General features: G+C 73.3%; 20 protein-coding genes, 1 tRNA gene and 1 pseudogene. 5 read left to right on the forward strand and 17 right to left on the reverse strand.

Features of this window, described 5'->3' with window-relative positions; genetic code table 11:
- Nucleotides 1-141: 141 nt before the first annotated feature.
- Nucleotides 142-711 carry a hypothetical protein gene (locus tag DEJ34_RS06815; protein ID WP_110910913.1) on the reverse strand — a complete coding sequence of 190 codons (570 nt, stop codon included), beginning with the start codon at nucleotides 709-711 and terminating at the stop codon, nucleotides 142-144.
- Nucleotides 712-789: 78 nt separating this feature from the next.
- Between DEJ34_RS06815 and DEJ34_RS06820 the strand changes: the two genes are divergently transcribed.
- A tRNA-Val gene (locus DEJ34_RS06820) sits at nucleotides 790-862 on the forward strand.
- 35 nt (nucleotides 863-897) lie between these two features.
- Here the strand turns inward: DEJ34_RS06820 and DEJ34_RS06825 are convergent.
- From DEJ34_RS06825 to DEJ34_RS06845, 5 genes are all read right to left on the reverse strand, one after another.
- Nucleotides 898-1,338 carry a hypothetical protein gene (locus tag DEJ34_RS06825; RefSeq protein ID WP_110910912.1) on the reverse strand — a complete coding sequence of 147 codons (441 nt, stop codon included), beginning with the start codon at nucleotides 1,336-1,338 and terminating at the stop codon, nucleotides 898-900.
- A 285-nt stretch (nucleotides 1,339-1,623) separates the two neighbouring features.
- A complete protein-coding gene (locus tag DEJ34_RS06830; protein ID WP_110910911.1) occupies nucleotides 1,624-2,475 on the reverse strand; it encodes a hypothetical protein in 852 nt (283 codons plus the stop codon).
- Between the two features lie 23 nt (nucleotides 2,476-2,498).
- Nucleotides 2,499-4,151 carry a long-chain-fatty-acid--CoA ligase gene (locus tag DEJ34_RS06835; protein WP_110899990.1) on the reverse strand — a complete coding sequence of 551 codons (1,653 nt, stop codon included), beginning with the start codon at nucleotides 4,149-4,151 and terminating at the stop codon, nucleotides 2,499-2,501.
- Nucleotides 4,152-4,226: 75 nt separating this feature from the next.
- On the reverse strand, nucleotides 4,227-5,336 hold the full coding sequence (locus DEJ34_RS06840; protein WP_110889663.1) for a fatty acid desaturase family protein: 1,110 nt from the start codon (nucleotides 5,334-5,336) through the stop codon (nucleotides 4,227-4,229).
- 133 nt (nucleotides 5,337-5,469) lie between these two features.
- A complete protein-coding gene (locus DEJ34_RS06845) occupies nucleotides 5,470-6,492 on the reverse strand; it encodes a hypothetical protein (RefSeq protein WP_146236882.1) in 1,023 nt (340 codons plus the stop codon).
- A 24-nt stretch (nucleotides 6,493-6,516) separates the two neighbouring features.
- On the opposite strand from DEJ34_RS06845, the gene DEJ34_RS06850 reads away from it, so the two are divergent.
- Nucleotides 6,517-7,116: a TetR/AcrR family transcriptional regulator gene (locus DEJ34_RS06850; protein WP_220032801.1), complete on the forward strand. Its 600-nt coding sequence runs from the start codon at nucleotides 6,517-6,519 to the stop codon at nucleotides 7,114-7,116.
- 50 nt (nucleotides 7,117-7,166) lie between these two features.
- On the opposite strand, the gene DEJ34_RS06855 is transcribed toward DEJ34_RS06850, so the two are convergent.
- From DEJ34_RS06855 to DEJ34_RS06905, 11 genes and pseudogenes are all read right to left on the reverse strand, one after another.
- Nucleotides 7,167-8,309 carry a glycosyltransferase gene (locus tag DEJ34_RS06855; RefSeq protein ID WP_146236881.1) on the reverse strand — a complete coding sequence of 381 codons (1,143 nt, stop codon included), beginning with the start codon at nucleotides 8,307-8,309 and terminating at the stop codon, nucleotides 7,167-7,169.
- 50 nt (nucleotides 8,310-8,359) lie between these two features.
- Nucleotides 8,360-9,727, reverse strand: a complete 1,368-nt coding sequence (locus tag DEJ34_RS06860) for an FtsX-like permease family protein (protein WP_284180715.1) — start codon at nucleotides 9,725-9,727, stop codon at nucleotides 8,360-8,362.
- A gap of 2 nt (nucleotides 9,728-9,729) precedes the next feature.
- Nucleotides 9,730-10,464 carry an ABC transporter ATP-binding protein gene (locus DEJ34_RS06865; protein WP_110889668.1) on the reverse strand — a complete coding sequence of 245 codons (735 nt, stop codon included), beginning with the start codon at nucleotides 10,462-10,464 and terminating at the stop codon, nucleotides 9,730-9,732.
- A 186-nt stretch (nucleotides 10,465-10,650) separates the two neighbouring features.
- Nucleotides 10,651-13,443, reverse strand: coding sequence for a helix-turn-helix transcriptional regulator (locus tag DEJ34_RS06870; RefSeq protein WP_110910907.1), 2,793 nt, complete (start codon nucleotides 13,441-13,443; stop codon nucleotides 10,651-10,653).
- A gap of 80 nt (nucleotides 13,444-13,523) precedes the next feature.
- Nucleotides 13,524-14,039 (reverse strand): MarR family winged helix-turn-helix transcriptional regulator, encoded by a 516-nt coding sequence (locus DEJ34_RS06875; protein WP_110825387.1) that lies wholly within the window; start codon nucleotides 14,037-14,039, stop codon nucleotides 13,524-13,526.
- Between the two features lie 78 nt (nucleotides 14,040-14,117).
- Nucleotides 14,118-14,486 (reverse strand): nuclear transport factor 2 family protein, encoded by a 369-nt coding sequence (locus DEJ34_RS06880; protein ID WP_258365965.1) that lies wholly within the window; start codon nucleotides 14,484-14,486, stop codon nucleotides 14,118-14,120.
- A gap of 34 nt (nucleotides 14,487-14,520) precedes the next feature.
- Nucleotides 14,521-14,982, reverse strand: coding sequence for a nuclear transport factor 2 family protein (locus tag DEJ34_RS06885; RefSeq protein WP_110910906.1), 462 nt, complete (start codon nucleotides 14,980-14,982; stop codon nucleotides 14,521-14,523).
- Between the two features lie 115 nt (nucleotides 14,983-15,097).
- A complete protein-coding gene (locus tag DEJ34_RS06890; protein ID WP_110889671.1) occupies nucleotides 15,098-16,057 on the reverse strand; it encodes an alpha/beta hydrolase in 960 nt (319 codons plus the stop codon).
- A gap of 98 nt (nucleotides 16,058-16,155) precedes the next feature.
- A complete protein-coding gene (locus tag DEJ34_RS06895) occupies nucleotides 16,156-17,115 on the reverse strand; it encodes an SDR family NAD(P)-dependent oxidoreductase (RefSeq protein ID WP_110910905.1) in 960 nt (319 codons plus the stop codon).
- A gap of 18 nt (nucleotides 17,116-17,133) precedes the next feature.
- Nucleotides 17,134-17,814, reverse strand: a pseudogene (locus DEJ34_RS06900) (NADPH-dependent F420 reductase); the annotation flags it as partial.
- 138 nt (nucleotides 17,815-17,952) lie between these two features.
- Nucleotides 17,953-23,412 (reverse strand): discoidin domain-containing protein, encoded by a 5,460-nt coding sequence (locus tag DEJ34_RS06905; protein ID WP_146236880.1) that lies wholly within the window; start codon nucleotides 23,410-23,412, stop codon nucleotides 17,953-17,955.
- Between the two features lie 255 nt (nucleotides 23,413-23,667).
- Here DEJ34_RS06905 and DEJ34_RS06910 point away from each other — a divergent pair, with 255 nt between their 5' ends.
- From DEJ34_RS06910 to DEJ34_RS06920, 3 genes are read left to right on the forward strand one after another with little or no spacing between them, the layout of a single operon-like run.
- A complete protein-coding gene (locus tag DEJ34_RS06910) occupies nucleotides 23,668-24,999 on the forward strand; it encodes a sensor histidine kinase (RefSeq protein WP_110910903.1) in 1,332 nt (443 codons plus the stop codon).
- Nucleotides 24,996-25,658, forward strand: coding sequence for a response regulator transcription factor (locus DEJ34_RS06915; protein WP_220032800.1), 663 nt, complete (start codon nucleotides 24,996-24,998; stop codon nucleotides 25,656-25,658). Before DEJ34_RS06910 ends, DEJ34_RS06915 begins: the two co-directional genes overlap by 4 nt.
- 26 nt (nucleotides 25,659-25,684) lie before the next feature.
- Nucleotides 25,685-26,866 (forward strand): low temperature requirement protein A, encoded by a 1,182-nt coding sequence (locus DEJ34_RS06920; protein WP_258368237.1) that lies wholly within the window; start codon nucleotides 25,685-25,687, stop codon nucleotides 26,864-26,866.
- Nucleotides 26,867-26,889: the final 23 nt, after the last annotated feature.

Genomic DNA, 26,889 nt, shown 5'->3' on the forward strand with positions numbered 1-26,889 from the left:
GCTGGTGCGTCCGGTCGCGTCCCGTCCGCTGGTGCGTCCGGTCCCGGTGTGCTGGACGGTTCCGACATGTGCCCCACCCCCTCCCGTACAGCTTCCCAGACCGCGGCTGGGGCCGACCGTGGATGCGCGGGTGCCGCCCGCTCAGCGGTACTGCGGCGGCCAGTCGAACGGCGCCGGGCGGTGCGGGACCTCGCCGATCGTCGTGACGGCCAGGGCGATCTCGCGCCGGTTCGTCAGTGCGATCGAGCGGGGGTTGCCGAGGAAGCGCTTCCCGTCCACCCACACGGTGAGGTCGCCACGGAGCCCGCCGACGTGGGCGGGACCGAGGGCGACGCCCCACTCGTCGAAGAACTGGCCGAGCGTGAAGGTCTCGCGGGTCGGTGACTCGACGTGCAGGATCCCCGAGGTGTCGTGCGTGTGGAGCTGTGCGGCGAAGTGCTCGGACGCCGAGTGGCCGACGTTCCCCGGCACGACGACCGGGGAGTGGCCGTCCGTGATCGACAGGTGGGTGTGGACGTGTTCGGCCAGCCGCTCACCCCAGACGTCCTGGAGCCCGGCCTGGTCGGCGCGGTGCTCCAGGTCCGTCGGTCGGGGCCACGGGGGAGCCGCCGTGCTCGTGTCGGAGCCGGGCACCGAGCAGCCGGCGAGCAGGCTGCCGAGCAGGGTCACGAGCGCGGTGGCGGTGACGACGGTGGAGGAGCGGCGGTGCATGAGCGCGAGCGTAGTCAGCGGCGCGGCGCCCTTCTCGGCGCACCCGTAGGATGTGGGGTGCGCCCGGCAGCGGCGCGAGGGCCTTTAGCTCAGCTGGTAGAGCGCCACGTTTACACCGTGGATGTCGTCGGTTCGATCCCGGCAGGGCCCACCGAGAGCACCCGGTCGGCCATCGTGCCGCCGAAATCAGGTGGCCGGGGGTGCGGTGATCGTGATCGGCAGTTCGGCGTCGATCACATCGCCGCTGTGGGTGTGCAGTGCGAGCACCGCGGGACCGACCGGGAGGTCCGCGGGCAGCTCGAAGGACTCGTCGACCGTGGACAGCGGCCCCTGCGGTGTCGGCCGACCGAGCAGGACCTCCTCGCCGCTCGCGGAGGGTGTGACGACGACGGTGACGTCCGACGCCGCGCGGCTCGTGCCTCCGGTGTCCTCGCACGTCTCCCAGACCGCCTCGGAGTGGAGCCGGAGGACTCCTCCGGGGTGCAGGGACGAGTCCTGGAGCTCGATCGACTTCAGGGCGCAGGATCCGCCTGAACTCGAATGCACTCCCGCGCACCCGTTCACGCCGATCGCGATGCTCACCGCGAGGACGATCGCGATCGACCCTCGTGTCCGTGTCTGCCCCATGCCGGCCAGTGAAGCACCGCGAGCAGTCGCCGACGCCGTGCGGGCGAGGAACGTGACCCGACCGTTGCCGTGCTGTCAGCGGCGACGTGCCCTGGCGAGCGCGGCTACGGCCGCGAGTCCGCCGACGACCGCTGCGATCCAGACCAGTGCTGTCATGGTTCCCCCTCTTCAGTACGTGCTCCAGGCAACCTACCCGCCGTGGCACAGAACGGGAGCTGTACGAGGCGCTGCGGGCCTCCGCAGCGGGCGCTGTGACCTGCTCGCGTCAGGACCGTTCGACGGACGTCATCGAAGGGCGCTGAGCGGGTCCACCTCGAACGTCTCGAACCGATGGTCCCTGAGGATCGCGTCCACGAGTCGTCGCGTCCCCGCGACCAGCGTCGAGTCGCAGTCGATCTCCGTCGCGAGGACCCACGCGTGGTCCTCCGGCCACAACAGCTGCGGCGTGTGCGCGAGCGGCACACCGTCCGCGATCTCCGCCCGCTCGGTCCACGCCGGGTCGGCCCAGTCCGCGACCGTCGTCCGCACCAGGAGGTGCTCGCGGTGGGTGAGGTGCAGTCGCGGCACGGCGAGTGCACGGCGGACGGCGTCGAGTGCCGCCTGGTGCGCTGTGCGGAGGCGGGCGACCTCCGCCTCGGCGCGGGCACGCTCCGTCGCGTCGGGCGTCCCGTCCTGCCATCCGGCCACGAGGGTGGAGCCGCCGCTCAGGTCCCCCCATCCGTCCCACACCGCCGCCACCAGGTCGAGCGGGGTCGCCGTCGAGGCACTGAGGTGCGAGGTGAGTGCGGCCAGCAGGCGCGGATCGAGCCAGCCTTCGGCAGGCGGTTCGACCCGCCACCCGTCGTCGAACAGCACGTCGTCGTCGCGGCTGGCGCTGAGTGTGCTCCAGGAGACCCCGGCGTCCACCGTCCGCCCGGTCCTGGCTGCGACGTCGGACCACCGCCAGGTGCTCGTCTCGAGGACCGGAGCGTCGCCGTGCTCGTCGAGGACCGAGCGGTCCTCCCGGAAGGCCGCGAGCGGGTGCAGGACGCGGGCGTACCCGTCGAACCCGCCGCCGACGGTGCCGGCGACGGTCCCGGAGGCCTGGAGGCGTCGCACGAGCCAGTCGGCTCGACGCACGTCCGTGATCAGCTCCACCCGGCCGAGCGTACCGACGTCGGTCAGGCGCCGGCGTGCTCCTCCGGTCCGGGCGCCGGCTCCGAGCCGAACCGCTCGACGAGGGCACGCTTGAGCACCTTGCCGCTCGGACCGAGGGGGAGCGCGTCGACGACGTGGACGACCCGCGGGTACTTGTACGCGGCGATGGCGTCCGCGACGTACCGGACGAGCTCGTCCGAGCTGGTCGTGGCGCCGTCGGCGAGGACGACCGCCGCCGCGATCTCCTGGCCGTGCACGTCGTGCGGCACCCCGAACACCGCGGCCATCGTGACGTCCTCGTGCGCGGCGAGCACCTCCTCGACCTCGCGCGGGTACACGTTGTAGCCGTTGCGGATGATCATGTCCTTCGTGCGGTCGACGATCGTCAGGAAGCCCTCGTCGTCCTTCGTCCCGAGGTCGCCCGTCCGGAACCACCCGTCGACCACGGCCGCGGCGGTCGCGTCGGGTCGGTTGCGGTAACCGTTCATCAGGTTGTGGCCCCGGATGACGAGTTCGCCGATCGTGCCGCGCGGCAGCATGTCGATGCGGTCCTGCACGGCGGGGTCCGCGATCTCGACCTCGACGCCCCAGACAGGTGTGCCGATGGTGCCGGGACGGGGCGTCCGTCCGACGTGGTTGAAGCTCGCGACGGGTGAGGTCTCGGTGAGGCCGTAGCCCTCGTGGATCGGCGCCCCGTACACGGCCTCGAATCGTTCGAGCACCGCGAGCGGCAACGAGGCCCCGCCGGAGATCGCGTACCGGAGCTCGGGACGGGCGTCGGTCCGGGTCGCGGCGTCGAGCAGCGCCATGTACATCGTCGGCACGCCCATGAAGATGCCGCAGCCGTGCTCGACCATCGCGGCGAGTGCGGCGTCGCCGTCGAACTTCGGCAGCATGACGATGGTCGCGCCGGCGCGGAAGCCGGTGTTCATGGTGCAGGTCTGGCCGAAGGTGTGGAACAGCGGCAGCGCACCGAGCAGCACGTCACCACGTCGCATGTCGAAGGTGCTCATGAGGAGCGTGTTGACCTGCTCGAGCAGGGCGAAGTGCGATCCCTCGGCGCCCTTGGGCTGCCCGGTGGTGCCGCTCGTGTACAGGATCGTCGCGGTGTCGAACGGGTCGCGGGGCGTGAGGGTGGTGAGGGGCGCGCTCGACGCGGCCAGGGCCTCCAGGCGGGGTGCGGCCGATCCGTCCCCGTCCCCGGCAGGCGCGAGGACGGTGACGACGTCGACCCCGGCGAGTGCGGCCCCCGCCGCACCCTCCGCGATGAGCGGTGCGGCGCAGACGAGCAGCGCCGCTCCGCTGTCGCGGAGCACGTACTCGATCTCGTGCCGCTTGAGGAGTGCGTGCACGGGCACGACGACGGCGCCGAGCGCGAGGGTCGCGTAGTACACGCGGGGGAAGTCGGGCACGTTCGGGATGAGCATCGCGACACGGCTGCCCGCGGTGACACCGCGGGCGCGGAGAGCGCCCGCGTACGCGAGCGTCTGGTCCCACAGCTCGGCGTAGGTGATGCGCTGCTCGCCGACGACGACGGCGACGTCGTCCGGGTACCGGGCCGCTGACTCGGCGAGGATCGTGGCGACGGACGCGGTCGCGTGGTGGTGCGGATGGCCGGCAGCGGGCCGTCCGGCGCTCGCTGCGTCCGCCGGTGCGGCGAGGTCAGTGGTAGTCATGCCGGGCTCCGTCTCCGTCGACGATGGGTGTCCGTCGATCGTACGGGTGGGAGCGCGGCGCGGTTCGCCGACCCGTCAGTGGATGCGGAGCTCCGAGACCATCGGGCAGGTGAACGGGTCGCGGGCGGCCAGGCCGACCCGGTTGAGGTAGCGGACGACGATGCCGTACGAGCGCAGGAGCGTCGTCTCCGTGTAGGGGACGTCGAGCGTCTCGCAGTGCTGACGGACGAGCAGCCGGGCCTTCTTCAGGGCCGGTCGCGGCATCGACGGGAACAGGTGGTGCTCGACCTGGTAGTTCAGACCGCCCATGAGGAACGACACCCACCAACCGCCGCGGATGTTGCGCGAGGTGCGCACCTGGCGCGAGAAGAAGTCGACCTTGGCGTCGTGCGCGATGGTCGGCATGCCCTTGTGGTTCGGCGCGAACGAGGCACCCATCATGACGCCGAAGACGGCGAGCTGCACGCCGAGGAACGCACACGCCATGCCGAACGGCAGGAACCAGAAGAGGACGGTCAGGTAGATGCCGAAGCGCAGGACGAGGAGCGTCGCCTCGAGCACGCGTGCCCGGACGTCGGCCTTGGTGTCGGCGCCGGTCAGCACGGTGTGCACGGCGGACCAGTGCAGGTTGATGCCCTCGAGCGTCAGGAGCGGGAAGAACAGCCACCCCTGGAACCGGGTGAAGACGCTCCGCGCACCCCGGGTCACCGCTGCGTCCTCGGGCGTGAACCGGATGACGCCGGCGGCGATGTCCGGGTCCTTCCCGATCGTGTTCGGGTTGCCGTGGTGGCGGGTGTGCTTGGTCATCCACCACGAGTAGCTCAGGCCGACCAGGAACGTGCCGACGTAGCGGCCGGCGCGGTCGTTCCAGCGCTGTGAGGCGAACACCTGACGGTGCGCGGCCTCGTGCGACAGGAAGGCGAACTGGGTGAAGACGACGCCGAGCGCGCCGGCGACGATGAGCTGGAACCACGACTCGCCCAGCACGGCGAAGGCGATCCACGCGAGTGCGAGCGTGCCGACGAGCGAGCCGAACAGCGACCAGTAGAACCCGGTGCGGCGGCGGAGCAGGTCGTGCTCCTTGACCTGCGCGAGGACGGCCGAGTAGGTGGACGTGCTCGAGCCCCTGGGGCCCGCGGCGGGCCTCGTGCGGGTGTAGCCGGGCTGGATCGGGGTGGTGGTCAACGCAGACCGACCTTCCGTCGCCGCCGGTCTGCACCGGCGTGGGGTGTTCGCGCGATCGCGCTGGTCGCCACGATAGGCGATGGAGATGCGGAGTCCTGTGAGTGCTCAGGAAGGACGGAGCATGTCGCTCGGCTCAGGCCGACGGCGAGCGGCGGTCATGCCGGACGGCACGGCGACGGGCGGCGGCGGCGGACAACGCGATCGCGGCTCCGGTGATCCACAGGCCGAGCGTCAGGAGTGCGCGGCCGACGCCGGCGCCGTCGAAGTAGCTGGCCGCCGTCACCGCCCCGAACGCCGCTCCGGGCGGCAGGGCGCCACCGACGACGGACAGGAACGGCGGCAGGAGGTGTGTGCTCACCGTCGCGCCGCTGGTCGCGTTGCCGAGGGTGGTGAACACGAGCGTGGACACGACGACGCCCATCGGGCCGAGGAGGGCGGTGATGGCCAGGGTCGACAGCGAGACGGCCACCGCGAGCAGCGCCAGCACGCCGACGACGACAGCGGGGGCCGCGGGGACGGCGCCGGCGACCGGTCCGGCGATGACGGCCACGACGACGGCCGCGGCGATGCTCCCGATGACGGTGACCGCGACGCGCACCCACAGGCCGGCCAGGGCGCCGAGGGAGTTCATGATCTGGGCGAGGACGAAGGCGGCGAGCGTGGTGCCGAACACGAGGTAGAAGCCCGCGATGCCCTGCCCGTCCCCGGTCACGAGCGGGACGAGGTCCTGGGTGCGGGTCACCGGGACGCCGCCGGCCCGGGCGACACCGCTCAGCAGGGCCGTCGCCGCACCGGTCGCGCTCCGCCCGTCCGCGCCGGCGACGGCGAGCATCGATCCGTCGGCAGCGGGGACGAGCGCGGCGACGACGTCGTGTGAGCGGACGAGGGCGCGAGCGGCGGCTGCGGAGTCGACCGGACGGACGTCGGCGGAGTCACCGAGCGCCGTCGAGGCCGCGTCGGCAAGCTGTGCGCCGACGACCGCGACCGGCAGGTGGTGCGGCACGGGGGCCTTCTGCAGTCCGATGTAGAGGCCGGCGAACGCACCGGCGATGGCCATCGCGACGAGCACCTGCACGACGAGGACCGGGAGGACCCGGCGGAGCGGCGGGAGCGAGGGACCGGAGGAGCCGTGGTTAGTAATCGATTCATTACTCATGGAATCGAATGATACCCTCGGGGTATGACGACGGCAAGGGGTCCGGTCCCCAGGGCAGCGGAGCGCATGGCGGGCAGTCAGCGGCGGGAGGCGACCCTGGCCGCCGCGGCCGCCGTGTTCGCCCGCGAGGGGTACCACGGGGCGACCACCGAGCGGATCGCGAAGGCCGCCGGGATCAGCCAGCCCTACGTCGTCCGCATGTTCGGGTCGAAGGAGAACCTGTTCCTCGCGGTCATCGACGGCTGTCTCGAAGCGGTCCTCGACACGTTCCGTGCGGCGCTGGACGACGGGCAACCGGGCACGGTCGAGTCCCGGCTCGGCGAGGCCTACCGGACGCTCGCGACCGAGGACGGCGTCCACCTCATCGTGATGCAGTCGTACATGCTCGGTGCGGACCCCGTGATCGGGCCGGTCGCACGGGAGGGGTTCACGCGGATCCTCCGGTTCCTCGTCGAGGACGCGCACCTCACGCCGTCGGCCGCCGAGACGTTCCTCGCCAAGGGGATGCTCATCAACACGTTGCTCGGCATGCGGCTGCACGAGCACGACGACGAGGACGCCCGTCGCTTCGTGGCGTCGGTCATCGGTCCGGGTCCCGGAGGACCCGGACCGACCGAGGCCTGACGCCGCCCGCCGCGGGCCCCGGGCCTGTCGGCGGCCCAGGGCCCGCCGGGTCACCGCCCGGCGGCGCTCGTGGCGCGGGTCACGCCGTCCACGAGCACGGCGATCGCGTCCCCGGCGCTCGGACGCTGCTCGTTCTCCTCGCGGAGCCGCCGGGCCGCGGCGGCATGGCGCGACCCGGCGAGCACCGCGTGCACCGCCGGCCCGACGGCAGCGGGCTCGTCGACCACCACGGCGACGTCGGCCGCGGCAGCACGCTCGGCGTTGATGAACTGGTCGGCGCCCTGGGGGAGCAGCACCATCGGGACGCCGACACTCGCGGCCGCGAGCACCGTACCCGCTCCCGCAGCGCTCACCACGACGTCGACGCCGTCCAGCAGCTCCCGCATCGGCCGGAACGGCACGTGGTGGACGTGGTCGGTGTCCTCGAGGCGGTCCCCGATCACGCCGACCGTCGCGAGGACGTCCGCCTGGTCAGGGTGGAGGCCGTCGATGATCGCCGTCAGGAGTGCGGCGTCCCCGAACACCGTCCCGAGCGTGACGAGCACGCGCGGCCGCTCGGACGCCGGGAACGGCGGCAGCGGAGTGGTGTCGCCCGGACGGCTGTGCGGCTCCGCCCGGAACGGGACGGTCAGGGGGTGCTGCGTCCACCCGGACGCCTGCAGGGACGCCGGCGTCGGGTCGAGCAGCGCCACCGGGGGTGACGGCACCAGGCCCCGGCCCGCGTACCGGGGGAGCACGAGCTCCGTCATCGGACGTCGGAACGCATCGGGCACCTCCGGTCCGAACGCGACGACGGCGTACGGGACGTCGAGCGTCGCCGCGACGAGCGGACCCACCAGGTCGACCGCGTCGGCCACGACGACGTCCGGACCCCACGTCCTCGCTTCGCGGACGGCGTCGTCGACGGTGAGGTCGACCCGCGTCCCGGCGAAGAACTCGGCGACGGCCGCCGGTTCCGGTCGGTTCGCCGGGTCGCTGCCGGGGATGCGCCGGGCCACCTCCGCGAACAGCTCGGGAGGCATGGGACCCGCTGCCAGGACCGGTACCCCGGGCAGTTCGGCGGCGAGGGCGTCCCGCATGCCGCCGCTGGTGAGGACGGCGACGTCGTGCCCCGCCGATGCGGCGGCGCGGACGAGCGGGACGAGGGGGAGCAGGTGTCCGAGTGCGGGGACACCGGAGAAGAGGATGCGCATGGTGGGTCCTTCCAGGGTTCGTGGGTTCGTGGTGATCGGGAGGACCAGGTTCAGTCCGCGGCGAGGACGAGCGGGATGCTGCGGCGGCGCCCGACGACGAGCGGGAGCGTGCTGGCGGCCACCATCAGGACGAGGCTCACCAGCGTGGCCGGGCCGGCCACACGAAGTCCGACGTCGGGCGACGTGCCGGGGACGGTGACCCCGAGGGCGATCGCCTGCGCGACGCCGCTCACCACCAGGACGGCGGCCGACACGAGCACCGCGGTCCCGACGAGGACGACCGACTCCCAGGCGGCCCGTGCCAGGACGACCGACCGGGACCCGCCCGCGGCCTCGACGAGCGCGGCCTCCTGCTCACGGGTCCGCCCGGCGATGAGCACGGTCGCGGCGGCTCCGGACAGCGAGACGAGCAGCGGTCCGCCGAGCATGAGGAGGAGGCTCTGCGGATCGAGTCCGGGTCCGTCCCCGCCGGTGGACCGCCGGACGGCGTCGGCGGTGGTCGCGAACCCGCCCGTGATGCTGGCCGGGAGCGCGATCGTGAGGACGAGGGCACCGACCGTCGCGCTGCTCCGGCCGACCGCGGAGGCCGCGGCGTTCCGGGCCAGGAACCACGACGCCGACCAGTGCGCCGGCAGGACGGCGGTCCAGGCGCGCAGCACGACCGGGAACAGCGTCGGCCCGACGGCGACGGCGGCCGCGGTGAGGAACGGCCCGATGAGCAGGACCGAGGTGGACGCACGCACTCCACCGGCTGCGAGGCTCGACGTCAGCAGGGCGGCGAGCACGACGGCGACGCCCGCGAGCGTCCACCGTCCCCAGCTCGTCCGACCCGCCGCTGCGTCGGGGTCGCGGAGGACCTCGACGGGGCGCACCCGACCGGCGCGACGGGACGACCGGAGACTGCTGAGGACGACGACGGCCGTCACGGCGACGACGACGGCGACCCCGCCGACGACGTCGAAGCGCTCGTCGAGGTCGCGGAGCCCGTCCGAGGCCGAGAGCCCGAGGTGCAGGACGGCCGGCGCGACGGGCGCGACGACGAGGCACCCGAGGGTGCTCCCGACGAGGGCGACCACGCCGAGCTGGAGCCGGACGACGACCGTGACGGTCCGGGACGGGACGCCCACGAGCTGCCAGAGCGCGTACCCCCGGCGCTGCAGGTCGATCGTCAGTCGGGTCACGCTGCCGAGCACCGCGGCCACCGCGACGACCGTGAGCACCACGACCAGCGTCGCCAGGGTGCCCAGGCCGGCTGCGCGCAGCAGGTCGAGTTCGTCACCCGAGGCGATCAGCGCGATCCCGGTCTCGACCATGGCCGCCGCGACCGCCAGGGCCACGGCCGTCGCCGCGCTGACGACCAGCGCCCCGACCCAGATCCCGGCGTTGTACCGGAGGTCGCTGAGGACGAGTCGGAGCATCGTCACGCCTCCTGGGCAGCGGCGGTGAGCGCGTCGAGGACCTGCCCCGCGCTCGGACGGACGAGTTCCCGGTGGATCGAGCCGTCCCGCAGCACGAGCACCCGGTCCGCGCGGGCGGCGGCCTCGAGGTCGTGCGTCACCATCACGACCGCGCGGTCGCCGGACGCCACCTGCCGCAGGAGCCCGAGCACCGCGTCACCGGCCGTGGTGTCGAGCGCGCCGGTGGGCTCGTCGGCGAAGACGACCTCCGGACGGGACGCCAGCACCCGGGCGATCGCGACCCGCTGCTGCTGCCCGCCCGACAAGCTGCCCGGACGGTGGTCCCCGCGGTCGGCGAGCCCGACCGATGCCAGTGCCGCGTCGACCTCGGCGGTGGAGACCGGGCGGTGCGCGAGGCTCGCGGGGAGCGCGATGTTCTGCCGGGCCGTCAGCGAGGGGATGAGGTTGAACGACTGGAAGACGAAGCCGACGGTGGAGCGGCGCAGGGCCTGCAGTTGCTTCGGTCGCAGGGTCTCGAGTCGCTGCCCGGTGATGGACACCGACCCGCTGTCGTAGGGCTCGAGGGCGGACAGGCAGTAGAGGAGCGTCGACTTGCCGGAGCCGCTCGGCCCGACGATCGCGACGAACTCGCCCGGCTGCACGGCGAGCGAGACACCGCGCAACACCTCGACCCGACCCTGGTCCGGGCCGGGGAACGACTTGATGAGGTCCTCTGCATGGAGGAGTGGTTCGGTCATGGCGTCAGTCCATCTCGGTCTGGTCGTCCGGCCACGGGTGCAGGCACGAGACGGAGGGTGGAGCGCGCTCCACCTCCACGGGCAGCTCCGTGTCCTTCGCCCCGGGCCGTCCGACGAGCGTCGCAGGCCCGCCGCTCCCTCGGCATCCGTCGACTGACGTAGGCGAGCCGGTCGGGCCCGCCGGGCCTAGTCGGCGTGTCCGGTCGCGGCGAGCGCCTCGGCGAGTCCGGCGCGGCTGCTGACACCGAGCTTCGGGAAGACCTTGTACAGGTGGGTGCTCACCGTGCGGTGCGACAGGTAGATCCGGTCCGCGATCTCGCGGTTCGACATCCCCGCTGCCGCCAGCCGGGCGATCTGCAGTTCCTGTGGGGTGAGCGGAGCGCTCGCCGACGGCGCGCCGGAGGTGCTGTTGGGTGGGGCCTCACCGGCGGCGCGGAGCTCCGCGGCGGCCCGTGCGGCGAACCCGGCGGTGCCCGCGGCGACGAACTCGGCGAGCGCCTCCCGGAGGTGGGTGCGGGCCTCCACGACGCGGCGTTCCCGTCGGAGCCACTCGCCGAAGAGCAGGCGTGTGCGCGCGAGCTCGACGGGGGACTCGCTCAGCTGGCCCGCCTCGACGGCCCGGACGAACCAGGACTCGGCTCGGTCCGCCGGAGCGAGCAGCGCCCGGCTGCGGAGCACGAGGGCGGTGAGGTGCGCGGACCGGAAGGTGCTCGCCACGGCCTCGGCCTCGGCGAGGGTCTCGGTCACCGACTCCGGCCGACCGCCGTGCACGGCGGCCTCGGTGCGGTCCGCGATGGCCCAGAGCGAGCGTGTCGGGTGCACCGTCATGTGCGTGAACTCGATCTGCGCGTCCCGGTACCGGTGCTGCCCGAGCGCGACGAGGCCCGCCGCCCAGCGCGCGTCGGCACTGGCGAGTGCGAGCCGTCCGCCCAGGGAGCGGGCCGAGCCGTCCCGGAGCGCCTGCGCGGCGGCCTCGGCGTCGCCGAGCAGGGCGTGCGCCCGCGCGAGCGTGCCGTACGCCATCCCGGCGACGAGGGGGAGGTGGCTCTCGCTGGCCATCCGGACGGCGTACTCGGCGTCGGCGACGGCGTCGCGGATCCGCCCGCGGAGCAGGAGGACCGTGGCACGCCCGCGGAGGGCCTGGGCCTCGTCGGCCACCGCGCCGAGCTCGTGCGCGCGCTCGTAGGCGAGTTCCCAGCACGTCAGCGCGGTCTCGAGGTCCTGCAGGGACTCGGCGGCGATCGCGAGGGAGGCCATGCCGAGGGGCGAGTCGGTGAGCTGTGGGACGAGGTGCGGGAGGTCCGCCCGGGCCGCGGGAGCCGTCCCGAACGGGTTGAGCAGGGCGAGTGCGACCGGCTTCAGCGGACTCGAGGAGGACAGGCTGCGCAGCTGTGTCTCGATCGCGTGCCACTCCGCGCGGGGCAGGTTCCGCCCGCGGACGCTCAGTGCCCAGACCCAGAGGACCTCCACGAGCCGGTCGGTGTGCTCGGCGCCGCCCAGCACGGACCGGACGCGGTCCGTCTCGATGCGGCCAGCGACGGGTGACCCCGTGGTGAGGCTGAGGACGGTGCGGGTCACGGCGGTGGCGGTCACGGTGTCCGGGTCGCCGGCCAGGGCGTCCACCTGCTCGAGGAGCTCGATCGCCTCGTTCGTCATGCCGGCGGCCCGCGCGGTCTCCGCCGCACGTCCGAGCCGACGGGCCCGCCCGACGTCCCCCTGCGACAGGGTGGCCGCGCGTTCGTACGCGCGGACCGCCTCCGGCCGTGCGCCGCGCTGCTCGGCGCGTCGGGCGACCGTCTCGAGGTCGGCGGCGATCGTCTCGTCGCGCTCGAACGTGGCGGAGGCGCGGTGCCATGCGGCTCGGGTCTCGTCGCGGGCGACCGACGCGAGCGCGCGGTGCGCGGCGGCGAGTTCCGCGGCGGTCGCGCTCCCGAGGACGGCGGACCGGAGGAGCGGGTGCCGGAAGTGCAGGGCGGAGAGGTCCGTCCGGAGGAGTCCGCGGACCTCGAGCGGCCCGAGGTCGGCCAGCCCGAGGTCCATGGTCCGCGCCGCCGCCATGACGTCCTGGAGCACGGCGTCGTCGGCGGCCGCCGCGAGGACCAACAGTGCCCGGCTGCCGGCCGGGACGGCGGAGAGCTGGTCGAGGAACGCCTGCTCGAGCCGACGGGTGGTCGGGAGCCGGGTGGCGAGGGAGGTCCCGGCGGCGCCGGTGGCGGCGAGCGCGGCCGGGAGTTCGCGGAGGGCCAGCGGGTTGCCGCCGGCCTCGGCGAGGATGCGCCGACGCGCGGTCTCGGTCAGTCCGCCGGCGCGCTCGGCGAGGAGGGCCTCCGCGGCGTCCTCCGGCAGGGGGCCGAGCTCGAGGCGGGCCGCGGAGCAGGGGAGGGAACCGGTGGGTTCGTGCCCGGTGCGTGCGGTCGCGATGACCACGATCGGCGCGTTCGAGAGCCGCAGCCCGATGAAGTCGAGCACCTCGGCGCTCGAGCGGTCCACCCAGTGCAGGTCCTCGACGCGGACGAGGACCGGTCGGTGCGCCGCGGCCTCCTCGAGCAGGCCGAGGGCCGCGGTGCTCACGAGGAGGCGGTCCGGCACGGGGCCGTCCTCGACGGCGAGGGCGGTGAGCAGGGCGGCGCGCTGCCGTCCCGGCATGGCGTCGGCGTACGGGAGCAGGGGGTGGAGCAACTCGTGCAGACCGTCGAACCCGACGGCGTTCGACCCCTGGACGCCCGTGCACCGGAGGACGCGGTGTCCGGCACGGCGGGCGTGTGCCTCGACCGCGGCGACGAGGGCGGTCTTGCCCACGCCGGCTTCGCCCTCGACGAGCACGGCGGTGCCGCCTCCGCCCGACCGGTCGAGCAGGGCGGTCAGGGCGGCGAGCTCCTCGTCGCGGCCGAGGAGCGGGCGCTGGTCGTCCGTGCGGAGGCGCAGGACGCCGTCGTCCGTCCCGCCCTGGAGGCTCGCAGCGAGTCCGTCTGCACCCATCGTCGGTCCTCCCCGCCGGTTTGCGTGATCTTTCACTCAAACGTACGGGGTACGGTCCCGGTGGGCAAGCCGAGCGGTCGCTACGGGTGGTCCGCCGGCCGCGGGAGGGTGCCGTGGTCGATGACGGTCTCGTACACCCGCTCGAGGACGTCGGCGAAGCCCGGCAACTCCGCGCTGTCGAGCCCGCTGAAGAACATCTGCTTGACGAGTTCCGTGTGGGCGGGCGTCGCGTCGCGCAGGGCCTGCCAGCCGTCGTCCGTCAGCGCGACCGCGGTGCTCCGTCGGTCCTGTTCCCAGCGGCGGAGCTCGAGGAGGCCGCGCTCGGCGAGGCGCTTCGTGTGGTGGGAGGCACGGCTCCGCTCCCAGCCGATGCGCGTCGCGAGGGCGGTCATCGTCATCTCACCGCCGGGCTCGCTCGTGAGGGCGACCAGGACGTCGTAGTCGGCGAGCGAGATGTCGCTGTCCGCGCGGAGCTGCCGGTTCATCTCGTACCGGAGCCGGAGTTGCAGCTTCATCCAGGCGTACCAGACCCGGATCTGCTCGTCGGTGAGGAACGCGTACGGCGACTCCGGGGGCACCTCGCCGTGGGCTGCCATCGTCCGTCACCTCCCGTCGCCCGACCGCCGGACGCCCGACCATCATGGCAGGGCGTCCGACGGGGACTGGTCCGACCGTCAGGCGGGCGGTGCGCTCGTCAGCAGGGTGTACACCTTCGCGATGACGTCGCCCTCGATGAAGCAGATGTCCATCCCGGACACGACCGGCGGTTGGCCGTCGGGGCCGAAGTGCCAGGCGAGGTACCCCATGCCGTGGTTCTCGTACACCGGGCCGGCAGGCGAGAAGACGAAGCCGGGGGCCTCGTCGAGCAGCCGCTGGGCCTTGGCGTGCAGGGCCTCGTGCCCGACGACGACCTCGTCGGGGTCGAGGAAGGCGACGTCGGGTGCGTAGGTGCGCGCGATCGCCTGCCGTCGGCGCTCGGGGTCGCGTTCGCCGAACACGTCGAACAGGTTGGCGTGCATGAGGGACTCGAGGGGTTGGGACACAGCGGGCTCCGGACGGGTCGTGGGTGGTCGGGGATCAGGGGTGGGACGGTGCGCGGTCGGTCCAGTCGAACACCAGGTGTCGGACCGCGATCGCCCAGGCGCCGTCCACGCGGACGAAGCGGTCGAGGTAGCGGATCGACATCGTCAGGAGGGTCCGCTGCTCGCCCTCGTACAGGACGTGGAAGGCGACGCAGTACGTCTCGCCCTCGGCCTCGTCGTCACCCGTGAAGCGGATGATCGACTGGCCGGTGAGGTAGGTGGTCACGTCGTACTGCTCGACGAGGCCGGCGAACGTCTCCTCGAGGCGTTCCCGCCCACGGATCGTGTCGACCGGCTCGGACGTCGACGGGTCACCCTGGAAGAGGACGACGACGCCGTCCTCGGTGAACACCGACGCCTCGAGGCGGGCGTCGCGGCGGTCGGCGCCGCGGGCGTAGGTCGCCAGGAGGGTGCGGATCTCCTCGCGGGCGACGAGGGTCTCGAGTGTCTCGGTCACGGCTGCTCCTCGGTGGTCGGTGGTCGTGCTCGCTGGTGGACGGTCGGACGGACGGACGCACGGACGGACGGGCGGGAGGGCGCGGTGGGTCGGGTCACCACCGCGCCCGTCGCCGTCAGGCCAGGGCCGCGCGCAGGGAGGCGGTGGCCAGCAGGAGCGCGTGCTTCGCGGCCTCGGTGTCGTGCAGCGAGTTCACCATCACGAAGTCGTGGGTGATGCCGCCGAAGCGGGCGTTCGTCGCCTTGACCCCGGCCTCGCGCAGCCGCGCGGCGAAGGCCTCGCCCTCGTCCCGGAGGACGTCGGCCTCGGCCGTGATGACGAGCGTCTCGGGCAGCGTCGCGAGCGTCTCGAGCGGCGCGCGCAGGGGCGACACCGTCGGGAGCGCGCGGACCGTCTCGTCGGTCGTGTACTGGTCCCAGTACCACTGCATGCCGGCGCGGGTGAGGAAGTATCCCTCGGCGAACTCCTGGTACGAGCCGGTGTCGAACGCGGCGTCGGTCACCGGGTAGAAGGCCACGAGCTTGACGAACTCGACGTCCCCGCGCTCGGCGGCGAGCAGCGACAGTGCGATCGCCATGTTGCCGCCGACGGAGTCGCCGGAGACGGCGAAGCGGGACGCGTCGAGGCCCTTGTCGCGGCCCTCGCGGACGACCCACTGCGCCGCCGCGTACGACTGCTCGAGGGCGACCGGGTGGCCGGCCTCCGGCGACCGGTCGTACTCGGGGAAGACGACGGCGGCGTTCGACCCGATCGCCAGGTCACGCACGAGCCGGTCGTGGGTGTGGGCGTCACCGAACACCCAGCCGGCGCCGTGCACGTACAGGATGACGGGCAGGTTCGCCGTCGTGCCGGCCGGCTTCACGAGGCGGATCTTCACGGTGCCGGTGGGGCCGCCCTCGATCTCGAGCCACTCCTCGTCGACGTCGGGCTTGAAGATCGGGGTGTCCTGGACCGCGTCGACGGCCTTCCGCCCCTCTGCTGGCGGCAGCTCGTTGAGGAAGGGCGGGGTGGACGTCGCGTCGACGAACTCCTGCGCGGCGGGCTCGAGGGCGATGCCCTTCGGGTTTCCGGCCATGGTGTTGCTCCTTGTCGAGGTGTCGGTGGGATGGGTGGGGCGGTCCCCACGTTCGCAGCAGGGCCGACGGTGCGGCATCCGTCAGCTGACGTATCCGCTCAGAGCACGCTCGTGCCGAGCTCCCAGAGGCGGTCGGCGTTCCCCCGGTCGAGGGCGTACCGGGCGACACCGCGGTCGTGACCCGTGCCGTCGTCGAGCACCGGGGCCTCCTGGTTGTCCTCGAAGTACCGCCCGGTCACGCCGGACACGGTCGGCGAGGCGACGAGCAGCGTCGAGGTCGCGGCCCCCTGCGCCGGGGTCTTGTAGAACGGTTGCTCGATGCGGTTGCCCGCCTCGTCCATCGCGCCCATGGCGCGCAGGGTGTCGTCGTCGAGGTGCCGTTGCAGCCCGGTCGTGATCCACCCCGGCATCAGGCTGTTCGCGACGACGCCGTCCGCCGCCCACCGTTCGGCGACGCCCACGGCGAGCAGGACGTCGGCCGTCTTCGACTGCGCGTACGCCGCCCACCGGTCGTAGGGACGCTCGTCGAACTGGGGGTCCTCGAAGTGGAACGGCGACCGCAGATGGGCTGTGGAACTCACCGTGACGACCCGTCCGTCGCCGGCCTCGACGACGGCGTCGCGGAGCCCGAGGAGGAGCGCGAGGTGTCCGAGGTGGTTCGTCGCGAGCTGCAGCTCCCACCCGACGGCGGAGAGCTGTCGATCGGGCAGCGCCATCACGCCAGCGTTCGCGACGACCCCGTGGAGCGCACCGACCGCGTCGTCGGCCCAGGCGTCGGTGAACCGGCGGACCGAGGCGAGGTCGGCGAGGTCGAGCGGGCGCGCGTGGACCCGGTCTGCCGTCCGACCCGTGCGCTCGAGCGTGGCGGTGGCCCGGACGGGGTCGCGGACGCCCACGACGACCTCGGCGCCGGCACCCGCGAGGGCGAGCGCGGTCTCGGCGCCGATGCCGGACCCGCCGCCCGTGACGAGGTACCGCCGGCCGTGCAGATCGACGTCGGCGAGGATGTCGGCTGCGGTGGCCGACGCCGGGAAGGGGGTGCTGACCAGCTCGGTCACGATGGTCGTCCCTCCCCGTCAGGACCGACGTGCCGCAGCGAGCGCCGCGGTCATGCCGTCGCGGTCGTGTCGGACGCCGTACGCGGGCTGGTCGCGTTCGTACCGCCACCCCTCGCTGAGGGGCCCGACGTCGACGACGTCGAACCCGAAGCGGTCGAGCAGACCGGCCACGACCGCCTTGGCGTCGGCGTCGTCGCCCGCGACCGTCAGCGCCCGACGGCCAGGGGTGCCGGCCGGGGAACCGTCGGTGGTGACGTCGGCGGCGCCGAGGTTGTTGAGCGCCTTGACGACGGAGGCGCCGGGGAGCGCGCGTTGCAGCAGCTCGGAGGTCGTGGGGTGCGGGTCCTGCTCGAGCTCGGCGACCGTGCCGGAGTACTCGGGGTAGTAGTTGCCGGTGTCGACGACGACCTTGCCCGCGAAGGCGTCCGCGGGCAGCGCCGCGTAGCCGGTGACCGGGATCGCGACGACGACCACGTCGCCGGCCCTCGCCGCGTCGGCCACCGACGCGGCGCCGGCGAGCGGGGCGAGCTCGGCGATGAGCGTCTCGAGCGTCTCAGGACCGCGCGAGTTCGCGATGACGACGTCCAGGCCGGTCTGGGTGGCGCGTCGGGCGATCTGCGAGCCGACGTTGCCGGCGCCGACGATGCCGAGGGTCTGGACGGGGGTGGGGCTGGCCATGCGGGTGCTCCTGACGTGGTGGGTGCCGTGGTCCCTCCAGGTTCCGCGGTCCTGCCCGGCCGGGGCATCCGTCGGACGACGTAACCGCGCCGCGGTCGGACCGTCGCGACACGACTGCCCGACCGCGGCACGGCGTGCGCCCTGCGATCCGGTCCTGGCCTACCGGATCTCGAGGTCGTACACCGAGTAGCCGTACGGCGTCGCGCGCTCGACGCCGTGCAGGCGGACGTACCGCCACGAGCCGTGCAGGTCGAGCCGATCGGTCCCGCCGTCGCCGTCCGTCTCGGTCGCGAGCGTCGTCCACCCGTCGTCCGTGGCGTTCCGCGCTTCGATGCGGTAGGCGCGGCCGAACGCGTCCTCCCACCGCACGACGGCTCCGTGCAGCTCGTGCTCCGCGCCGAGGTCGACCGCGAGCCACTGGTCGTCGGTGTGCCCGCTCGCCCAGCGGGAGCCGGCGTCCCCGTCGACGGCGTTGCGGGCGGGGACGCCGTCCCCTTCGTCGGCCGAGGACGACACGGCCGCGCGGTGTGCGAGGTCGGGGGTCGGGGCGCCCTCGGTCGAGAACACGCGGAGTGCCCACAGGGAGACGCCGTACGCCGTGTGGCGGCGGTCGGCGAGCAGGCGGACGTACCGCGCGGAGACGTCCTCGAACGGGTGGGCCGCCGTGCCGCCGCTGCCGTGCTGCTCGTCGGCGACCGTCCGCCACTCGTCGTGCGGGTCGTCCCGGACCTGGATGCGGTAGGCCTCGGCCGAGGCGGCCTCCCAGTCGACCTGGACCTGGTCGACGGGCACGACGGCGCCGAGGTCGACGGCGATCCACTGGTCGTCACGGGCGGCGCTGGACCACCGCGTGGCCCCGTCCCCGTCCACCGCGTTGCGGCCGGCGAGGTCACCGCGCTCGTCGGAGGACGTGGTGACCGACTTGCCGACCGCGACGTCCCGCGACGGGCCGGGCAGGACCGCTCCGTCGTCGTCGGCGTGCTCGTCGAGGGTGGTCACCGCCGCCTGGGCGGAGGCCCGTCCGACGGTGGCGGTGACGGTCGCGGTGGCACCGCCGTCACGTCCGGCGGTCACGACGCCGTCGCCGTCGACGCTGCCCGTGCCGACGTCGTCCCCGCCCGCGACGGACCACGCCGGTCGGTCCGTGGCGAGGAGGCCGCCGTACCCGTCACGGTCGAAGCCGTACGCCCGGAGCCGGACGGTGTCGGCGGGACGGACGGTCGCCGACCGCGGTGCCAGGAGCACGTCCTCGACCTCGACGGCGGAGGCAGCCGGGGTGCCGGACACGTGCACCTCCCAGATCGAGTAGCCGTACCCGGTCAGCCGCTGCGTCATGTGCAGGCGGACGAACCGGGCACTCGTGCCGACCGCGACGGTGTCGGCGTCCGCGGTGGTCTTCTCGACCGTGCGGACGTCCCGCCAGTCGTCGTCCGCGGCGTCCTTCACCTGGACGACGTACTGCTCGGCGGCGGCGGCCTCCCAGTCGACCCGCACGGTGGTGACGTCGGTCATGCGCCCGAGGTCGATCGTGTAGTCGACGTCGTCGACCCCGTGCGCGCTCTCCCAGCGGGTGCTGCGGTCGCCGTCGACGGCCTTGCCGGCGGTGTTGCCGCCGTCCGACGAACTCGCGGTGACGTCGGCTCCGGCTGCGGCGTCCGGGATCGTCGTGACGGACGCCACGACGGCGGCGCCCTCGACGCCTGCGCCGGTGGCGACGACGTACCCGGAGCCGGCGGCGGTCGTCGTCACGGTGCCGTCGGCGGCGACCGTGCCGGACCCGGTGTAGGTCCAGCTGACGTCACCGGGCAGCGCGGCGGGGTCGCCGTACTGGTCGTGGCCGGCGGCGCGGAACCGCTGCGGCGTGCCGACGACGAGCCGCTCGGTGCCGGGGGTGACGTCGATCCCGGTGAGGACCGGTGCCGGGGCGACGCGGAAGGCGACCGATCCGTGCACGTCGCCGACGGTCGCGGTGACGGTCGCCCGGTCCGACCGCTCGCCGGCGCGGAGGACGCCGGAGTCGCTGATCGTGCCGGCGTCGGTGGACCAGGTGACGTCGCCGAGGTCGACGGTCGCGCCGTACTGGTCGCGGCCGGTCGCCGTGAACGTGGTGGTCGTCCCCGGGACGACGGTCTTCGGGTCGCCGTCGGCGTGCACCTCGATCTCGGTCAGGTGGGCGTCGAGGTGCGAGGTGATCTGCGTCTGCGCGGGGACCGCGATCTGCCCGATGACCTCGGTGCCGTCGTACACGTCGTACGTGTGCTGCACGGTGTCGGGGTTGTCGAGCACGTAGCTGATCGTCCCGTCGGCCGCGCGGAACACCTGGCTGAGCGGGTCGGAGGTGTGCCGGTCGGTGACCTCGGTGCCGACGGTGCGGTTCGACATGGCCTGGTGGTAGACGAGTCCGGCCATCGACTGTCCGGTCACGGCCGGGTCCTCGGCGTCCCACAGTGCGGCATGGACGTCCGCGTAGGTGTCCGGGTCGTACTGGCCGAGGAAGCCGAGGACGACGTTGCCGAGCGCGTCACCCATGCCGCTGAAGACCCGCGCGGCGTGCGCGGTGTCCGGCCCGGGGGTGTGGTCGGTCAGGTCGACGCCGTACAACCCGTCGATGGTGGCGGTGTCGGCGCGGAAGTCGTCGACGAGGAACGGCATGAGCGGCGACGGCACCGGCCAGTCCTCCGGCAGACGGTCGGCGGTGCGTCCGTCGAGCTGGGCGGGGACGAGCGACGCCGGGAGCGTCTCCGGGGTCCAGTACCGGTCCGGGAACACCACCCGTCCGTCGTCGTCGACCGAGACCAGCAGCGTGTCGGTGGCCTGGACGTACAGGGGGTTCGCGGCGGTGCGCTGGGTGACGTACCCGGGGTGGTTCGTCTCGACGCTGCGGATCGCCTCCTGCAGTTCACCGATCGCAGCCGGGCGGTCGCGGCTGATCGTCGCGTCCCCGTAGGTCCCGACACCCCACCACTTCTTCGTGAGCATCTGGATCCGGCCGGCGTTGCCGTCGGTGACCCCGGCCTGGCCGAGCGCCCGGGGTCGGGCCGCCATCATCTCCCGCATCAGCGCCTTCGAGAAGTCGGGGTCCCACCCGAAGTAGTCGAACCAGGGTGCGGTCGGCATCCACTGGATCCCGGAGATCCAGGCCGGGTCGCCGGAGAAGTACGTGGCGTGGGCCTGGCCGGAGTCGAACAGGATCCCGGCCTGTCCGTGCCGGTACGCGTCAGGGAACGCGCCGTTGCCGTCGTACGAGGCCGAGGCGGGGTTGCCGCGGACGTTCTGCCAGTAGTCGCGGACGGCGGCCCGTTCGGTGACGTACTGCATCGCGCCGGTGGCCTGCATGTCCTCGTCGCCGAGGACGCTGCCGAGCAGGAACAGGCCGGCTTCGGACTGGATCGCCTCGGAGGACGACTCCTGGTTGTTGCCGCCCGGGGAGGACACGCCGCCCGCGTTGGACCGGCTTTCCCAGACGCCGAAGGTGCGCAGGTGCGGGAAGCGGGCGTCGTCACGGTCCCAGTTCGCGTACTGCTTGACCACGAGGGTCGCCATGCCCTCGTACCGGTCCGCCCAGGCGGGGTCGACGCGGCCGAGGAGGGCCGTCGCGACGGCGAAGTAGCCGTAGTGGAAGTGGTTGTCGTTGAACTGCGCGGAGCCGTACGAGTCGGCGAACCCGATGAGGGCCTTCCACGTCGGGTACATGGCGAAGAAGTGCTCCTTCTCGCCGTCCGTGTACGTGTACCAGTCGGTCAAGGCCGTCTCGAGCGTGTCCTGCAGCTTCCGGGCGTCCTCGGTGGCGCCGATCTGCCGGGCGATGGTCATGTACTCGGCGAGTTGCAGGACGTCCTTGCCGCCCCAGTACGTGTCGCCGCCGTAGGTGGTCTTCGCGGCGTAGTCGTGCAGGTACCGCCGCATGACGTCCTCGGAGTACGGGTCGTCCCCGATGGCCTCCGGGGTCGCGCCGATCGGCGTGATGCCCGTGAACCGGTAGTCGAGCGTCCACCCGTCGTGCCCGACCGTCGTCTTCATCGTGCCGCGCGGGGTCGCGTAGGTGGCGCCGGTGAAGCGCAGGTTCGTGGTGGCGTCGGCGTACTGGTGCTGCAGCCAGCCCTGCACGGTGTCGTGGTCGTCGCCCTGGAGGGTCTCGGTGTCGACGGACCACTGCTGCCGGACGTTCGCGGCAGCGGGGTCGTAGAAGTACGTCATGGTCGTGTCGCGCGGCACGGCGAACGCGGTCCGGTGCAGGTCGTCCAGCGTGAGCCCGGCCTCGGGGACCGCGCTGAGGACCAGGTACGGCGTGCCGGAGGAGGCCTCGAGCGCGTTGCCGGTCCGGGTGAAGGTGGTGCGGTCGGGAGCGTGCACGCCGAAGACGTGCCCGTCCTGGCGGATCTCGAAGCGGTCCGTCGTCACCGGCAGCGTGAGGGGCCGTCCGTCGCCGTCGGTGACCTCGGCTCCGTCCTGCAGGGTGATGCGCGGCGTCATGCCGTGGAACTCGAACCACTCGTACGGCGAGCCCTGCATGCTCGTGACGTCCATGTACTGGCCGCCGGGGCCGTCCTGCGGCATGCGCCAGCTGACGTTCCAGTCGCCCCAGCGGAGCGCGTCGGCCTGCTCCGCGGAGAACGTCGTGGAGAACCGCTCGGCCAGGCCCTCCGGCGCGTCGGTGAGCAGGACCTGGTCGACGAGGACGTGGGCCCACCCGGCACGGAGGTCGTCGACGACCCGCACCTGCGCGGAGCGGCCCTGGAAGCGGGAGACGTCCCAGCTGTCCCACCGCAGCCGCTCGCTGTCGGTCCCGGTGCTGCTCGCGACGACGTCCCCGTCGACGAGCAGCTGCACGGCCTCGTGGTCGGGGTGGTTCCCCCCGCCGACGAGGAACGCGAGCGTGGACCGGTCGATCGTGAAGGACGGGGAGGTGAGCGTCCCGGTCGCGCCGTCACCGTCGGCGTCGGTGAACGAGTCGAGGAACCGGTCACCGAGCCACCCGGCGACCTCGCTCTGCCCGGTGGCCGTGCCCGGCGCGGTCCGGTCGAACGCGTCGCCCGTGGCGGTCCAGCCCTCGGGCAGGCCGTCCTCGAAGTCGGCGAGCACCCGGTCGGAGGCATCCGGGGTCGGGTCGACGGTCCCGCCGACCGTGACCGGCGCCTCGAGGCGCATCGCCGTGCCGTCGCTGTTCCAGCGCGTCGGGATGGTGACCTTCGTCCCGGCGGCGCTGTTCGACGAGACGAACGGGTACGCCCACATGTCGCCGGAGTACCTGCTGACGAGCAGGTCGGTCCACCACTGGTTCGTCGGGACCGGCTTGCCCGCCTGCGACGGGTCGATGTACAGCCGCTGGTCGAGCGTCTTCTGCACGTCGGCGCTGTCCGTGATGCTCGCCGGCGGGGTCGGGGCGTAGGACCCGTCACCGACCCGCACACCGTCGGCGGCCGGACCGACCGCCGGGGTCCCGGCGTCCTGCTCGCCGACGGCCGCGGTCACGCCGGCCGGAGACCGCGGGACGTCCGCGGTGGCGGTGGCGGCCGCAGCGGGCGGGCCGACGAGCGCGAGCAGGGTGACCGCGGTCAGGGCGGAGGCGGTGACGGCGAGGACGGACCTCGTGCGGACGGCGGGACGCGGTGAGCTCACCGGGGACTCCTGTCGGAGGGGCGGGCCGGACACGGCGGACACCGCGGTGCTCGGCTGGGGCTGTGGTGCGGGACCTGCACCCGGACTGATCGGCAGGGCTCGACGATCCGTCAGCGGTCCCACGCCCTGGATCCTGACCGTGTCCGGCGCCGCGCACACGGGTGGAGACCGGACTCCCGTGGTGGAGCCGACTCCACCGTCGACCGGTCGCCGTCACCCTGGTGGTGCTGCGCCTCCGCGCCCTACCGTGGGCGGGTGACGAGCACGGACCGGACCGATCCACCGACCCGCACGGGCGCACCGCCCCGTCGGACCGGGCCGTCGACCGGGCCGGCGTGGACCGTCCCGCCGTGGACGTTCCTCCTGTCAGGCACGCCGTGGCGAGCGCTGCTCGACGTCACCCTCACCGCGGCGCTCGGACTCGTCGTCGTCGCACCCGTCGTGGCCACCTGGTTCCTCGCCCCCGTCTGGGCCGTCGCGGTCGCCCGGGTCGGTCGCCGCCTGCCGGTCGTGCTCGGACTGCCCCGCATCCCGGACCCCCGGTCGTCCGGACGGGTCCGCCACACCACCCTGCGTGGACGGTTCCGCGACCCGCTCGCCTGGTCCGAACTCGGCTACCTGCCCGTGTTCCTCCTGGTCGCCGGGATCGGCTTCGCACTGGTCGTCCTGACCCTCGTCAGCGTCAGCGTCGCCGTGGGGGCCGCCACCGGGGCGCGCCCGCAGGACGACGACGTCATCCGGACCTGGCTCGACGGCCTCCGGCTCAGCCCACCCGTGGAGCTCGCGGGCGCCCTCGTCGTGCTCGTCGTGCTGCTGTACGCGGTCACCGCCCTCGCGACCGCACACGACCTGGTCGCCCGGGCACTCCTCGGCGACCGGACCGGCGAACTCGAACACCGCGTCGAGGAACTCACCGACTCGCGGCGGGCGCTCCTCGACGGGTTCGACGCCGAGCGGCGACGCATCGAACGCGACCTGCACGACGGCGCACAGCAGCAGCTCACGATCCTGTCGATGAACATCGGTCTGCTCGCGGTCGACCTCGACGCCGCCGAGCGGGACGGCCGGGACCTCGGCGCCCTGCGGCAGGCCCTCGACCGCATCAGCGGCAACGTCGACGACGCCGTCGACGCCCTGCGCGCGACCATCCGCGGGATCCACCCCCGCGTCCTCGTCGACCACGGACTCGGCGCCGCCGTCGACGAACTCGCCGCGCGCTCCCCGCTGGCCGTGCGCGTGGCCGTCGACCTGCCGGTCCGACCGCCCGCACGGGTCGAGACCGCGGCCTACTTCGTGGTGAGCGAGGCACTGACGAACGCCGGTCGATACGGCGCGGCGGCCACCGTGCAGGTGACCGCCGGGACCACCGACGACCGGTTCTGGCTCGAGGTCGCGGACGACGGCGTCGGGGGAGCCGTGTCGTCCCCCGGTGGCGGCCTGGACGGACTCCGGGAACGCGCGGCCGTCCTCGGCGGGTCGTTCCACGTCGACAGCCCCGTCGGCGGCCCGACCGTGCTGCGGTTCAGCGTGCCGACGCAGGGCGAGCACCTGCGGGACCGTCCCGACGTGGTTCGATGGCGCTCGTGAAGATCTTCGTGGCGGAGGACGCCGTGCTCCTCCGGGAGGGCCTGGTCAGTCTGCTGGAGCGCTCCGGTCACACCGTGGTCGGCACCGCGGCGGACGCCGGCGCCCTGGTCCGGGGTGTCTCGGCGCTCGCCGCGGCGGGGGAGCGGCCGGACCTCGTGCTCACCGACGTCCGGATGCCGCCGTCCGGGACCGACGACGGCCTCCGCGCCGCGATCGCGCTCCGCCGCGAGCACCCCGACCTGCCCGTCGTCGTGCTGTCGCAGGTCGTCGCGGGCGCGTACGTGCAGGACCTGCTCGACGACGGACGCGGCGGGGTCGGGTACCTGCTCAAGGACCGCGTCGGGAAGGTCGCCGCCTTCCTCCGGTCGCTCGAGACGGTGGCGGACGGCGGCGTGGTCGTCGATCCGGACGTCGTGCGCCACCTCGCCCGTGGTCGGACGACCGACAGCCCGCTGGCCCGGTTGACGGCGCGCGAGACCACGGTCCTGACGCTGATGGCCGAGGGAGCCGCGAACGCCGACATCGCCCGCGAGTTGCACCTGTCGGACGCCGCGGTCGCGAAGCACGTCGGCAACGTCTTCACCAAGCTCGACCTCGCACCGGACGACGCGAACCGTCGGGTCCGTGCGGTGCTCACCTACCTGCGCGAGACGCGCTGACGTGCCCACGACCGAGGAGGCGTGACGTGACGACGATCGGCCTGCGGCGGATGGTCCCCCGCGACCCGACCCAGCGGCACCGTGCCGCGAGCCCCCTGGAGCTGCTGTTCGACCTGGTGTTCGTGGTCGCGGTCGGTCTCGCGGCGACGGACCTGCACGAGATCGAGGCGGAGGGCGAGGTGACGTCGGCGGTCCTGTCGTACGGCCTGGTGTTCTTCTCGATCTGGTGGGCGTGGATGAACTTCACGTGGTTCGCCACCTCGTTCGACACCGACGACTGGCTGTACCGGGTGATGACGGTGGTCCAGATGGCGGGCGTGCTCGTCCTCGCCGCCGGGGTGCACGCCGTCATGGCCGACGGCGACTTCACGGTCGGGATCACCGGGTACGTGGTCATGCGGCTGGCGCTCGTCGGCCAGTGGGTCCGGGCCGCGGTGTCGTCGGCGCGCTACCGACCGAGCGCAGTCCGCTACGCCGTGGGCGTCACCGGCGTCCAGGTCCTCTGGGTCGCGTCGCTCGCCCTGCCGCACGACCTGCGGCCGTTCGCGGCGCCGTTGCTCATCCTCGGCGAACTGCTCGTGCCGGTCTGGGTCGAGTCGCGGTCGGAGACGACGCCGTGGCACACCCACCACCTGGCGGAGCGGTACTCGCTGTTCACGCTCATCGTCCTCGGCGAGGGGCTGCTCGCATCAGCGAACGCCGTGATCGACGCCATCGAGCACACCGAGCACCTCGGCTCCCTGCTCACCCTCGCGGGCTGCGGACTGGTCATCACCGTCGGGATGTGGTGGATCTACTTCTCGCGCGAGCAGCACGACCACATCCGTGACCTGCGGTCGGCGCTCGTGTTCGGCTACGGGCACTACCTCGTCTTCGCGGCCGCGGGTGCGTTGCCGGCGGGGATCGAGGTCGCGGTGCTCGCCGACGCCGGTCGGGTGCACCTGAGCTCCGTCGCCGTCGCCGCGACCGTCGCCGTCCCGGTCGCGCTGTTCGTGCTGTCCATCTGGGCGCTCGCCATCCGACCGTCACTGCCGCAGCGGGCGAACACGGCCGTCGTCGTGCTGTCGGTCGCGGTGCTCGCCTCGATCGCGGTCCCGGCGGTGTCGCTGCCGGTCACCGCCCTGCTCGTCGCGGCCGTGGTGGTGACGCTCGAGGTCGCCTCTCCGCGGGGTGCCCGGGCGCAGAGCGTCCCCGTCGCCGCGCACTGACACGTCGACCGATCGGCGGCGGC

It is taken from the genome of Curtobacterium sp. MCPF17_050, assembly GCF_003224435.2.
GTDB lineage: Bacteria > Actinomycetota > Actinomycetes > Actinomycetales > Microbacteriaceae > Curtobacterium.

Bases quoted from the DNA above. Each gene is read 5' to 3' on its own strand.
- DEJ34_RS06875 (WP_110825387.1), bottom strand. From the start codon at position 14,039: ATGGCAGCCCACGGCGAGGTGCCCCCGGAGTCGCCGTACGCGTTCCTC.
- DEJ34_RS06860 (WP_284180715.1), bottom strand. From the start codon at position 9,727: ATGCTCCGACTCGTCCTCAGCGACCTCCGGTACAACGCCGGGATCTGG.
- DEJ34_RS06825 (WP_110910912.1), bottom strand. From the start codon at position 1,338: ATGGGGCAGACACGGACACGAGGGTCGATCGCGATCGTCCTCGCGGTG.
- DEJ34_RS06815 (WP_110910913.1), bottom strand. From the start codon at position 711: ATGCACCGCCGCTCCTCCACCGTCGTCACCGCCACCGCGCTCGTGACC.
- DEJ34_RS06855 (WP_146236881.1), bottom strand. From the start codon at position 8,309: ATGCGCATCCTCTTCTCCGGTGTCCCCGCACTCGGACACCTGCTCCCC.
- DEJ34_RS06865 (WP_110889668.1), bottom strand. From the start codon at position 10,464: ATGACCGAACCACTCCTCCATGCAGAGGACCTCATCAAGTCGTTCCCC.
- DEJ34_RS06835 (WP_110899990.1), bottom strand. From the start codon at position 4,151: ATGACTACCACTGACCTCGCCGCACCGGCGGACGCAGCGAGCGCCGGA.
- DEJ34_RS06870 (WP_110910907.1), bottom strand. From the start codon at position 13,443: ATGGGTGCAGACGGACTCGCTGCGAGCCTCCAGGGCGGGACGGACGAC.
- DEJ34_RS06890 (WP_110889671.1), bottom strand. From the start codon at position 16,057: ATGGCCGGAAACCCGAAGGGCATCGCCCTCGAGCCCGCCGCGCAGGAG.
- DEJ34_RS06850 (WP_220032801.1), top strand. From the start codon at position 6,517: ATGACGACGGCAAGGGGTCCGGTCCCCAGGGCAGCGGAGCGCATGGCG.
- DEJ34_RS06845 (WP_146236882.1), bottom strand. From the start codon at position 6,492: ATGAGTAATGAATCGATTACTAACCACGGCTCCTCCGGTCCCTCGCTC.